11 protein-coding genes are annotated in these 12,794 nt (G+C 35.5%); 3 read left to right on the top strand and 8 right to left on the bottom strand.

All coding sequences use genetic code 11. From position 1 onward, the window contains the following. Nucleotides 1-304: 304 nt before the first annotated feature. From AZF04_RS20175 to AZF04_RS20160, 4 genes are all read right to left on the bottom strand, one after another. Nucleotides 305-694, bottom strand: a complete 390-nt coding sequence (locus AZF04_RS20175; protein ID WP_045482080.1) for a tautomerase family protein — start codon at nucleotides 692-694, stop codon at nucleotides 305-307. Nucleotides 695-891: 197 nt separating this feature from the next. Beyond that, complete coding sequence (gene parC, locus AZF04_RS20170) at nucleotides 892-3,315, bottom strand: DNA topoisomerase IV subunit A (protein ID WP_061950348.1); 2,424 nt, start codon at nucleotides 3,313-3,315, stop codon at nucleotides 892-894. Between the two features lie 3 nt (nucleotides 3,316-3,318). Continuing rightward, entirely contained in the window at nucleotides 3,319-5,292 is a 1,974-nt protein-coding gene (gene parE / locus AZF04_RS20165) for a DNA topoisomerase IV subunit B (RefSeq protein ID WP_061950347.1), read from the bottom strand. Nucleotides 5,293-5,634: 342 nt separating this feature from the next. Continuing rightward, nucleotides 5,635-6,048: a CoA-binding protein gene (locus tag AZF04_RS20160; RefSeq protein WP_045487999.1), complete on the bottom strand. Its 414-nt coding sequence runs from the start codon at nucleotides 6,046-6,048 to the stop codon at nucleotides 5,635-5,637. Between the two features lie 385 nt (nucleotides 6,049-6,433). On the opposite strand from AZF04_RS20160, the gene AZF04_RS20155 reads away from it, so the two are divergent. Beyond that, nucleotides 6,434-7,270 carry an SDR family oxidoreductase gene (locus AZF04_RS20155; protein ID WP_045488002.1) on the top strand — a complete coding sequence of 279 codons (837 nt, stop codon included), beginning with the start codon at nucleotides 6,434-6,436 and terminating at the stop codon, nucleotides 7,268-7,270. Nucleotides 7,271-7,375: 105 nt separating this feature from the next. Then, entirely contained in the window at nucleotides 7,376-8,461 is a 1,086-nt protein-coding gene (locus AZF04_RS20150; protein ID WP_061950346.1) for a tyrosine-type recombinase/integrase, read from the top strand. Between the two features lie 174 nt (nucleotides 8,462-8,635). On the opposite strand, the gene AZF04_RS20145 is transcribed toward AZF04_RS20150, so the two are convergent. Together AZF04_RS20145 and AZF04_RS20140 are read right to left on the bottom strand one after the other, a co-directional pair. Beyond that, a complete protein-coding gene (locus tag AZF04_RS20145) occupies nucleotides 8,636-9,058 on the bottom strand; it encodes a hypothetical protein (RefSeq protein WP_061950345.1) in 423 nt (140 codons plus the stop codon). A 124-nt stretch (nucleotides 9,059-9,182) separates the two neighbouring features. Then, on the bottom strand, nucleotides 9,183-10,706 hold the full coding sequence (locus AZF04_RS20140) for a carboxypeptidase M32 (RefSeq protein WP_061950392.1): 1,524 nt from the start codon (nucleotides 10,704-10,706) through the stop codon (nucleotides 9,183-9,185). 139 nt (nucleotides 10,707-10,845) lie between these two features. Between AZF04_RS20140 and AZF04_RS20135 the strand changes: the two genes are divergently transcribed. Next, a complete protein-coding gene (locus tag AZF04_RS20135; RefSeq protein ID WP_061950344.1) occupies nucleotides 10,846-11,151 on the top strand; it encodes an iron-sulfur cluster biosynthesis family protein in 306 nt (101 codons plus the stop codon). A 116-nt stretch (nucleotides 11,152-11,267) separates the two neighbouring features. Here AZF04_RS20135 and AZF04_RS21065 read toward each other — a convergent pair whose 3' ends face one another. Both AZF04_RS21065 and ddlA read right to left on the bottom strand, forming a co-directional pair. Continuing rightward, nucleotides 11,268-11,438 carry a DUF2564 family protein gene (locus tag AZF04_RS21065; RefSeq protein ID WP_153017314.1) on the bottom strand — a complete coding sequence of 57 codons (171 nt, stop codon included), beginning with the start codon at nucleotides 11,436-11,438 and terminating at the stop codon, nucleotides 11,268-11,270. 182 nt (nucleotides 11,439-11,620) lie between these two features. Further along, nucleotides 11,621-12,733 carry a D-alanine--D-alanine ligase gene (gene ddlA, locus AZF04_RS20130; RefSeq protein ID WP_061950343.1) on the bottom strand — a complete coding sequence of 371 codons (1,113 nt, stop codon included), beginning with the start codon at nucleotides 12,731-12,733 and terminating at the stop codon, nucleotides 11,621-11,623. Nucleotides 12,734-12,794 lie beyond the last annotated feature (61 nt).

The raw sequence follows: 12,794 nt of genomic DNA, 5'->3' as shown, positions 1-12,794 counted from the left end.
GTTTATCAATATGAACAACTCCTTTCAATCCATTTCTATTATTATAATCTGAACATTAAGTGAAAAACAGTCTTAAGCTTCTTAAGCTTCTTAAGCTAATAAATAAAGAGGCCGCAAAAAGCTTGCGGCCCGTTGATTTGGATTTCTGCTAAGCAGAAATCACCTCATATCGCTTAATCATTTCTATCAGCCTCCTTTCCGAAGATTATGTCGGTCCGACACTCTTATTAACTCATATAATGTATAACACTAACAAGTGAAAGAATGATTATAATTAATTTTTACCTTAATTAACACTTATTACTTACACATCGACTACATAGTTTAATTTTAATTCGTCCCCAGGTAAGCCTCTTATTCCCCAATGATACATTGGTGTTTCAAAGATGGTGATTTCAAGGTCTTCTGGAGAAATTCCCACTTCACTTTTTATCGTTTGAAATAATTGTGTGATTAATTGTTTTTTAGCTTCAACAGTTCGACCTTGGAACATGCTTATTTCAACGATGGTATAAGATTCACTTTTATCATTTGGAAAATAGAAATCTTCTTTATCGATAGGAAAATAGCGATGAAACTTCTTATCCACTGGAAGTTTTAAAGATTGCACCATACAGTCATGAATGACTTCAGACAATGATTTCTTAATCGGATTTAATGCTGCTTTAAGTCCATAAATTTTAATTTGTGCCATATTCATCTCACCTTTCTCTACTCGTCTCGTCTAATCTAGATTTGTTCCATTCCTTAAACATTATTCTATAAAATAGTCGAGATTCCTCTTTTATAAAATATGATTTAGTTTACATAATATTATTATGGTTTCCTTATATGACATGGAACATAAAAAAAGTACAGCAATCTATTATAAGGATTACTGTACTCACTATTTTATTCTGGTCGTAACCAAACTTCCTTTAATGACCCTTCCACAGCTGTATCGATAACAAATGAACCGTTGCTATATCGATCACTGTTACGGTATGAACTAACTTCAATTTCAGTCATTTGTCCATTCTCAGTCACAGCACAAAATACTTGTTTTGAATTCATAATTCTTTTGCATGCTATGACACGATGTGGATTAGATTTTAATTCTCTTAACATGACCAAACCTCTTTTAGCTCTCGATGATTTGTCAAATTCCGAAATAGACATCCTCTTAACAGCACCACGCTGTGTAAATATCATAAACTCAACCTTTTCATCTAAACTAAAGGTGCATGCATCCACGACATAATCATCTTCCTTTAGATTAATTCCTTTGACACCTGAGGCTCTCTGACCTACTAGAGTGACTTCCTCTTCGCTAAACCATAATCCATAACCTAAGTGAGTACTTATAAATAATTCATTGGTACCCTTTGTTCTAATGACCGATACTAACTCATCGCCCGTTTTTAGTTTAATTGCCATTAAAGGCTTAGAATATCTTTGTGCTTGATATAACGAGAGCTGAGTACGTTTAGCCATTCCTAGCTTTGTAATAAATAATAGAGATTCTTCCTCATTAAAGCTTGAAACGGACAACGCTCCTATTAACTCATCGTCTCGATCTATACTGACGATATTGGCGACATGCTGGCCATTATCCTTCCACCTTATATCTGGCAGCTGATGAACAGGAATATACAAGTAATTTCCAAACTTTGTAAAAAGAAGAAGCGTATCAGTTGTATTCATCTCTAGCCTTGATAATAGACGGTCACCCTCCTTCATACCAGGAGACTCACCGTTAGATGCAGAGAAGGAACGTAAGCTAGAACGCTTTACATAGCCCTCTTTAGTGACGGTTACCATCACATCCTCTGCCGCAATTAAAACATCCATATTAATTTTCAATTCTTCAATTTGATGCTCAATAACCGTTCTTCTCGCATCAGCAAATTGCTTTTTAACAGCTAGAAGCTCCTTTTTAATAACCGAAATTAGCTTATTTTCACTAGCTAAAATGGCTTCTAGTTCATGAATTTTACGCTCTAAATCGGCTGCTTCCTCTTCTAGTGTCGTAATATCCGTATTGGTTAAACGATAAAGCTGTAAGGTGACAATAGCTTCAGCCTGAGCTTCAGTAAATTCATATTTTTCGATTAAATTATTTTTAGCATCTTTTTTATCTGATGAGGCACGAATCGTCGTAATTACGTCATCTAAGATTGAGACCGCTCGGATTAAACCTTGAACGATGTGATGGCGGTCACGAGCTTTTTGCAAATCAAAAGAAACTCGTTTAGTAACCACTGATTTTTGATGCTCTACATACGCTTGAATTAATGATTGTAAACCCATCAGCTTTGGTGTTTTGTTATGAATAGCGACCATATTGAAATTATAGGTCACTTGCAAATCGGTATTTTTTAATAAATAATTTAAAATGGCTGTCGCATCTGCTTCTTTTTTTAGCTCTACAACAATTCTTAATCCGGTACGGTCCGTATCGTCTCGTACTTCAGCAATACCATCGACCTTTTTATCAAAACGAAGCTCATCCATTTTTTTCACTAGATTAGCCTTTACTACTTCATAAGGGATTTCAGTAATCACAATTTGCTGTTTTCCACCACGGAGCTCTTCTACCTCCGTTTTGGCACGAACAACAATTTTGCCTTTTCCGGTTTGATAAGCCTGTTTAATTCCCTCTATTCCTTGAACAGTTCCACCTGTAGGAAAGTCAGGACCTTGAATAACGGTCATTAAATCCTCAAGTGTCGTATTCGGTCTTTCCATTTGCATAATAACACCATCAATAATTTCTCCTAGATGGTGCGGAGGAATATCAGTAGCATACCCCGAAGAAATACCTGTAGAACCATTCACAAGTAAATTCGGAAAGCTTGCAGGTAAAACTACTGGCTCCATTTCTGAATCATCAAAGTTTGGAATATATTCTACCGTTTCTTTATCAATGTCATTTAGTAGAATCGCCGCTATTTTTGACAGTCTAGCCTCTGTATAACGCATTGCTGCAGGCGGATCACTATCAATTGAACCATTATTCCCGTGCATATCCACTAGCAGTTGACGAACCTTCCAATCCTGACTCATTCTAATCATCGCATCATAAACCGAAGAATCCCCGTGTGGATGATAGTTACCGATTACATTTCCGACTGTTTTAGCGGATTTTCGAAATGGTTTATCAGCCGTATTGCCATCCTTATACATCGCGTATAAAATACGACGCTGAACCGGCTTTAAGCCATCTCTCGCATCAGGTAGAGCACGTTCCTGAATAATATATTTACTATATCGACCAAAGCGATCACCAATTACTTCTTCTAAGGGAAGATCTAAGTAACGTTCGACTTGTGACATCGCTTATTCCCCCTCTTCTACTACAGCTAAGTTTTCATTTTCTAATATGTTCGTTTCTTCTTCTAAACCAAATGCTACATGGGACTCTATCCATTTACGACGCGGCTCTACCTTATCTCCCATAAGTGTAGTAATCCTTTTTTCAGCTCTTGCAGCATCATCAATTTTTACACGAATAAGCGTTCGTGTCTCAGGGTCCATTGTCGTTTCCCACAGCTGAGTCGCGTTCATTTCACCTAAACCCTTATAACGCTGCAGCATATAGCCTCGGCCAACTTTTTTCATAGCCGCACCTAAGCTACGCTCATCCCATGCATATTCAATTACTTCTTTTTTTCCAGAGCCTCTGCTTACTTTATATAGAGGTGGAAGTGCAATATATACTTTGCCCGCTTCTACAAGTGGCCGCATATAGCGGTAAAAAAACGTTAATAGTAAAACCTGGATATGAGCACCGTCTGTATCGGCGTCTGTCATAATCACGATTTTATCGTAGTTCACATCGGCTACTTCAAAGTCTGCTCCAACACCTGCTCCAATCGTATGAATAATCGTTCGAATTTCTTCATTTTTCATAATATCATCGATTTTAGCTTTTTCGGTATTTATTACTTTACCTCGTAACGGTAAGACCGCTTGGAACTTCCGATCTCGTCCTTGCTTAGCTGAACCACCTGCGGAATCACCCTCTACTAAATAAAGCTCATTTCTCTTTGGGTTTTTAGATTGAGCAGGTGTTAATTTCCCACTTAAGAGAACATCTTTTCGCTTATTTTTCTTTCCATTTCTTGCGTCTTCTCTTGCTTTTCGAGCTGCTTCCCTCGCTTGAGATGCCTTTATCGCTTTTTTAATTAATAAAGCACTGATGTCCGGGTTTTCTTCTAAGAAATAGGAAAGCTTCTCAGAGACTAGGCTATCAACAGCTGAGCGAGCCTCTGGAGTCCCTAATTTCCCTTTTGTTTGTCCTTCAAATTGAAGTTTTGCTTCTGGTACTCGAATGGAAATAATAGCCGTAAACCCTTCCCGAATATCAGATCCATCTAAATTTTTATCTTTTTCTTTGAGTAATTTTACTTTTCTTGCGTACTCATTAATAATACGAGTCATAGCTGCTTTAGCACCTAGCTCATGTGTTCCTCCATCCTTCGTTCGAACATTGTTAACGAAAGACAAAACATTCTCTGTATATCCATCATTAAATTGAAACGCTAATTCAATGTCTATTTCATTAGACTCTCCTTGGAAATAAACAATCGGAATCAATGTTTCTTTGTCTTCATTTAAATATTCAACAAAGGCTTGTATCCCTGTTTCATATAAAAAGGTTTCACTCGAGGTTTCATTTCTTAAATCAATAAGCTCTATTTTGATGCCTTGTAATAAAAAGGCAGCCTCTCTTAATCTTTCAGCTAATGTTTCAATATTATAAGTAGTCACACTAAAAATAGATGGATCCGGCTTAAAGTGTACAATAGTTCCTGAACGCCTTGTATTACCTACTGCTTCTAAACCGGTTACAGGCTTACCTCCATTTTCGAAACGCTGTCGATACTTTTTTCCATCTCTCATAATCTCGACCACGAGCCATTCAGAAAGAGCATTCACCACAGAAGCACCCACTCCGTGTAAACCACCACTCGTCGCATAACCACCTTGGCCAAATTTACCACCAGCATGTAAAACGGTAAAAATAACCTCTGGAGTTGGTTTTCCTGATTTATGCATTCCAGTTGGCATTCCACGTCCCTCATCTGAAACAGAAATGCTGTTATCAGGGTGAACCGTTACATTTATGTAAGAGCCAAAGCCTCCTAAAGCTTCATCTACTGCATTATCTACAATTTCATAAACTAAGTGATGAAGTCCCCTTGCATCTGTGCTACCAATATACATTCCTGGTCTTTTTCGAACTGCTTCTAAACCCTCTAGAACTTGTATCGAATCATCATTATATTCAAGCTGCTTATTTTTTGCCACGTACAGAAACTCCCTTCAAAACGACTACATATATGTATTCTATTTAACGAACAAAACGGTCGGTTTTGTTCTAATTGTATGACAGCATTTGCTACTTTTATCCTAACCACTTACATAAGGAAGTTTACAATTACTGTTATCAAAAAATATAAAAGTGCTGAAAACATAAGGTGTATAAACAAACCAAGTTTAATTTCATTTTAACGATAATTATCAGAATCGCAACAGTTTTTATAACAACGCAACTTTCTAACCAAAAAGTTGTAGGGCTTTTTTGGATATTCTTCGATAAAACAGACACTTAAAACACCTCTTCTAGACCAGAAGAAGTGCTAGCAGCTTCTATTTAAATTTGGCGTGTTCCACTTTTATACAACGGTCCATAACCGTCTTTACCTTATTTTCCAGCAAATAAGCAGCAGCTTCTTCGTCTACAACTCCTAGCTGAGCCCAAAAAACGGGCGCTTCTATAGAAACTGCCTCTTTAGCGATACTAGGTAAAAATTCACTTCTTCTGAAAACATTTACGATATCCACCTTTTCTTTTACTTCACTCAAAGAAGAATAGGCTTTTTCTTCTAGTACTTCTGAAACATTAGGGTTGACAGGAATAATCTTATAACCTGCTTTTTGCATGGCTTGACTTACCATATACGAGGTTCTTTCTGGATTATCCGATAAACCAACAACCGCCACATTTTTATATTGATGTAAAATTTCTTTTATTTGTTCGTTCGATGGATTAGTGAAAGCCATATTGTTACACTCCTTTTTCATTCCTAATCAATAAGCATTTAATAGTATGGTTTATAAACTCTTCAACCTATTCGATAAACTGAATAGATATTCCTGCTTTTGTTCTGAGTCAATTTTGAAAGACCATTTGAGGTCGTACAATAAATGTGAGCAGGTTTTTATAATCTTTCCATTTTAATGAGAAATATAAGGTCGTTTTACTATATCATTTCTTTTTGTATATGACAAAAGGAAAATGAGACGCTTATTCAAGCGATTGCTTTTTTTTGTTCCCGTAAAAGGCAAAATCAAAACCTCAAGTGTGTTTAATGGATACGTTTGTTTATACATATGCTATAATTTATTCAGTTACCAACTACCATTCCCTTTATGAGGAGGTCAAACCATGAATCAAAAAGTCATCATTATTACAGGAGCCAATTCTGGTATGGGTTTGGCCACAACGATCTCATTAGCTAAAAAAGGAGCTACGATCATTATGGCTTGCCGTTCTATCGAAAGAGGAAAAGAGGCCTTAGATCAAGTCAAAAAAGAAAGTGGTTCTGATTCGATCATCATGCTTCCGTGTGATTTAAGTTCTATGGAGAGTATTAGACTTTTCACCCAAGAGGTTAAAGAAAAATACCCGAGCATAGATATACTGATTAACAATGCTGGAGTCGTGACGATTAAGAAGGAAATGACAGATGATCAATTTGAGATGATGCTAGGAGTAAACCACCTAGGACATTTCCTTTTAACGAACTTACTTTTAAATTCATTAAAAAAAGCTAGTGACCCACGAGTGATTAATGTATCATCTGGTGCTTATAAAGCGGGTAGAATTTCTTTAGAAGACCCCTTTTTTCACCATCGTTCTTTTAATGTCATTAAAGGCTACAGTCAATCGAAATTAGCCAATATTTTATTCACAAAAGAATTGGCTAAAAGAGAACCGACTATTTCAACCTTTAGCCTGCACCCAGGAGCGGTATCAACTAGCTTGGGGGTGAACCGTCAAAATGGCTTTGGTCGAACGATTCATAAACTGTTACGACCGTTTTTTCTTACCTCTGAACAAGGTGCTGAGACCGCTATTTATTTAGCAACAGAGCCAAATCTTACAAGCATGAGTGGTCAATATTTTTATCAAACAAAACCGCAAACACTTCAACTAAAAGGAAACAAAGAAGAATTAGCTACTTTATTATGGGATTGGAGCGCCAAACAAGTGCACCTTTAAAGAAAGAGTAGCTCTTTCTTTTTTTATTTTCAAAAATAACGTTCCATGAAATATGTATTTCACAGAACGTTATTTTTACGTTAAAATAGATGAGAGGTGAATAAGGTGTCACTATTTGCAGAAATTAATAAACGCTCTTTAGCAGCAAACCCTATTAATACAGATGAAAATCATTCATTAAAATCTTTTAATAAAATAAACGAAATGCCTAGCTTCATTCAGGGATATATCATGAGTAAACTCTCACTTGGATACTCAAAAAATACGATACAAAGGTATATATATGATTACTATCATTTCTTTAGCTTCATAAAACGTGTTTCAGGAGAAAGCACTCTTCTCTTTTCAGATATCTCCTTATCTGATTTTTTAGAGCTAAATAAAGAAGGAATACAACATTATATTTCGTATTTAGCGATAGAAATTGAAAACGAGGGAACAACGATTAATCGGAAAATTTCAGCTCTACAATCTCTGTTTGACTATTTAGTCAAACAAGGAGCTACCTCTTCCAATCCAGTCCGTTCTGTTCAAAGACCTAAAAATGGAAAACGTGAACCGATTTATTTAACCAAACATGAAATAATTGCTTTATTTCATTGGTTGAAAGAAAGAACGTCTAGTTCAAAAAAACAAGCTTTTTATCAGGGGAAATTGAAATTAAGAGATGAGCTCGTTTTTTATTTACTAATGACCACAGGCTTACGAATTTCAGAATTAGCTTCACTTTCACTGAAACAAATTGATTTTAATGAAAAGAAGCTAAAAATTAATGGTAAAGGTAATAAAGAAAGAGTCGTTCCTATTTCTACTAAAACAATGGATCTCATACACTCTTTTCTTTCTTCAATACCCACTCATTCTCGTCCAAACCAGCCAACTGACTACCTACTCATTGGCTACGATTTTACGAAAAAGAAATTAGTCAATGGCGTTTCTGTCTCCTCACTACAAAAAATGATTAAACGAACGATGGATGACGCAAAAAAGGACCTTCCATTTCTACTATTTAAAAACATAAGCGCTCATAAGCTTAGACATAGCTTCGCGACTGAACTTGTAGCATCAGGAACGGACGTTCTGACTATTCAAAGTTTATTAGGTCATGAATCGGTTTCAACTACTCAAATTTATGCCCATGTTCAACAAGAAGCTCGTGAAAAAGCGATAGCTCATTTATCATTTGATTAGAATGAAGGTTGAGTTAAGCAGCTACTTGAAGAAAAACTCAATACTACAAAGCCTCAGACAACCGCTGTTACTCTTCGGCTTTCCCTTGCGCTTAACAACAAAGAAAGAACATTCCTCTTTTTGGAATGTTCTTTCTTTCTAATCGTTCAATTCATTTGTCTTTTCAACAGATTTTTAATCCGCTGTCAAAACGATTCGATAATCCTGATCCTCAGGAATATCCATTTCTTTTTTTCCTTGCTCTGTGTTACCAAACAAAATTAACATAAACATATCTCCTAACCCTTGTTGCGCTGGATTAGGCGTATGAAAGTAAACTTTAGTAAAAGCCTTATGAGGTTCATTTAACTCCTCAGCTGCATCTATTAATTCCCGTTCTTCTGTCATCAAAGTCGTAGCTCGAATAATTAAGCCTGTATCAATTTCTTCTCTTTTAAAGATTTGAACATGCTCTTCATCACCATAATCTTGCTCTTTTTGATCAATCGTACTAAACGGGCTTTCTTGATTATTGTTATTACGTGTATCATTGGTGGAACAAGAAATGACTACAAACAAACCAATAAAGAATAATATATATAATCGGATATTTTTCAAAAAACATCCCCCTTTGAACGCTCTCTTTCAAGTCATGATTTATATACTATTATCCTTTCAATTTACAGGAGAAATAAAAAACATGCAACCTTTACGGGTTGCATGTTTTGTTTAGAGAACGTTTTTATTTGCCTAACTGATATAATCGACTATATTTTTCCGTTAAATAGTCAACCAAAGGCTTGGAATCAATTCCGCCTCCAGTAATATCATGAATAATTTCAGATGGCTTTTTTAATTTTCCATGTTGATGAACATTCGTTTTTAGCCACTGTCTAATTTCCGTATAATTACCTTCTAATAAGTGCTGGTCAAATTGAGGTATTTCTTTTACAATCTCTTGCTTCATTTGTGCCGCATAAATATAACCTAAAGCATAAGATGGAAAATAACCAAAGGCACCAAAAGACCAGTGAACATCCTGTAATACCCCTTCACCATCATTTTCAGGAGTAATGCCTAAATACTCCTCCATTTTTTCATTCCACAAACGAGGTAAATCAGCCACTTCGATTTCTCCGCCAATTAAGGCTTTTTCTAATTCATAACGTAAAATGATATGCAAACAATATGTCAACTCATCAGCCTCAATACGAATGAGTGAAGGCTTCGATTCATTGACCGCAAAATAGAAGTCCTCGATGGAAACATCATCGAATTGTCCGTTAGAATGAGACTTAATCAAAGCATAATTTTTTTCTAAAAAGCTTGGATTCTGACCGACGAATTTTTCCATAAATAAAGATTGTGACTCATGGATTCCCATTGAAGTACCATCACAAAGAGGAGTTCCTATTAAATCTTCGGATATATTTTGTTCATATAAAGCATGACCACCCTCATGAATCGTTCCATATAAAGAAACACGGAAGTCCTTTTCATTATACTTCGTAGTCACTCGAACATCCCCAGGATTAAGACCAATTGCAAAAGGATGTACCGTTTCATCTAATCGACCCGCTTCGAAATCATAGCCTATTTCCTTTAAAACCGATTCACTTAAGTCTCTTTGTTTTTCTTTAGGAAAATGCTCAAACAAAAAGTCGGTTTTGGCTTGATGTTTGGAATTAGAAACTTCTTTGACTAGTGGAATTAATTTCTCTTTTAATTCACCAAACACTGTATCAAGTGTATCTACGAAAACGCCAGGCTCATAATCATCTAATAATGTATTATATGGATGTCCTTCGTACCCACGGTATTCAACAAATTTTCTTTTGAAATTCACTAATTTTTCTAAATAAGGCTGAAATTTAGCGAAGCTTGCTTGATCTTTTGCCTCTTCCCATATGGTTTCTGATTCAGATTGTAGAATGACATATTCAGTAAATTCCTCAGAAGGTATTTTTACATTTTGATCATACACCTTTTGACATTCTTGAATGGTTTTTTGAGTAATTTCAGAAAGACTATGAAACACGTCAGGAATTTGCAAGTCTTCTAGATATTGAGCCATTTCCTTTGAGGTAGACAGCTGAAACACTTCAGATGAAATCGTTCCGATTACTTGTGAACGCTGCTTCATTCCTTTTTTAGGCGCACCTGTTCTTGAATCCCAGGCTAATAACGCTAATGCTTCAGAATAGCTTTCGATTTTCTTCACTAAATTTAAAAATTGAACTTCTGTTTCATTATGTACTTTTTCCATAAACATCTAACCTTTCTATCTAAAAATGGGTCCTTACCATATATTTCGACATCCGAAGTTTTAATCCTCCCTATATATCACTTTTGAAACGAAATTTTTCGTGTTATAGTTAGTACGTTAAATGGTAAGGAGGAGAGTTATGACATTTATTCTATCAAATTCAGCTGCTAATTTATATATAAAAGAAATGACGTTAAATAAAGGAGACAGCTTACGTTTTTTTGTCCGAATTGGTGGAGTAGGTTCTGGCGGTTTTTCAGTAGGAGTTATGAAAGAAGAACCTTCAGATGGAGCTTTAAAAATAGAGCATGATAACAGAATTTTCTTTGTAGAAGAAGATGATTTTTGGTACTTTAATGAAATGAGCATTGATTATGATGAGGATTTAGGCTTTTTAAAGATGGAGCATCTTAAATTTGAAAACATTGAGCATCCTGATAGGTAATACAATCATTCAGTGGGCCTTCCTGCTCTCACTGAATGATATTTTCATAAGACTCTCTTTTACTATTAATTTAAAGAGGAGTGAAAATGAGTAGAATCTGCCCCTGTTTCAAAAGCCTATGCCTTTTGATATTGGACTTTTGCCTGCAGCATTGCTTGATTGACCGCCTCTATTTGATTTTCATTCATTTTCATACTTGCGTCTCCGATAAGTTGTTGGGCCATCTTTATAGCACCTTCGACCTGCACTAAATCAGTGTATCCCTGATTAACCATAAACCTTTTCATATTTGGACCTCCTTGAATCTTTAATGACCAATCTTTCTATTTTATGTATTTTCAAGAAGGAATATACCTGTTTTTAGTTTACATAATAATATTATATTAAACATAATTCATATTACTCCAATTTTCTTCCAATAAAAAAAGATGATCTTTTTTAATAGACCATCTTTATGAAACGGTTGACTTTAAAGCTCCTCATAAATGGAGCTTTGCAATTTTTGATCTCTTTGATGCCTCTCTATCGCCAATTCTATCAATTTCTCTATTAACATACTATAAGATATCCCACTCTGTTCCCATAGCTTTGGATACATACTAATTTTAGTAAATCCAGGTAAAGTATTAATTTCATTCACGATAATTTCATTGTTTTCAGTTAAGAAAACATCTACTCTTGCTAAACCCTCACAATTTAGAGCTTCGTAGGCTTTTAAAGAAACGTCTTGGATTTTTTCAATCATCTCTTCTGAAAGCTTTGCAGGTATTTCTAATATCGCACCTGTTTCGTCAATATATTTGGCTTCATAGGAATAAAATTCACCAGTAGAAATAATTTCACCAACAGTAGATGCGATTGGATGTTCATTTCCCAAAACAGAGCATTCGATTTCGCGACCAATGATCGCTTCTTCAATTAATATTTTCGAATCAAATTTAAAAGCTTCTTGTACTCCATCATAAAATTCATCTTCTGTTAGCACCTTACTCACCCCAACAGAAGATCCTTGATTAGCTGGCTTAATGAAAAGTGGCAAGCCAAAATCTTCGACTATTGCTTGGTACTGGATTTGACTTCTTTTTGCCGAGGTGAAGGTGTATCCCTTCGCAACACCTAGTCCTGCATCTCTTAATAAACGTTTAGCAATGTCTTTATCCATACTTATAGCTGATCCAAGAACATTGGAACCAACAAATGGAATATTTGCCATTCGGAGCATACCTTGAATACTGCCATCTTCACCTAATGTTCCATGAATGATTGGAAAAATAACATCAATTTGTTCTAATGATTCTGATTGATTCATCGTAACAACCTGATTTTTCTCCTCACCTGGAATGATGGAAATTCCTTCATTCGTTTTGTTTAAAGCGATCATTTTAGGATCTTCAGCATGTAAAAGAAATTGAGATTGGTCATTTAAATGCCATTTCCCCTGTTTATCTATTCCCAATAACACGACTTCATATTTACTTTGATCAATCGCATCAACGATATTTTTAGCAGATTGCAAGGAAACTTCGTGCTCTGCTGATTTTCCACCAAATACGATTCCAACTCGAACTTTTTGTTTCGTCATAGTTGATCGATCTCCTTTTCATACATTCTTAGTTATGATTAGTTCATTTTATCTTGTCTTA

Source organism: Alkalihalobacillus trypoxylicola (assembly GCF_001590785.1).
Classification (GTDB): Bacteria; Bacillota; Bacilli; order Bacillales; family Bacillaceae_D; genus Alkalihalobacillus; species Alkalihalobacillus trypoxylicola.
The sequence above is the reverse complement of the archived record's forward strand: the minus strand, read 5'-3'. Positions and strand labels throughout refer to the sequence as shown.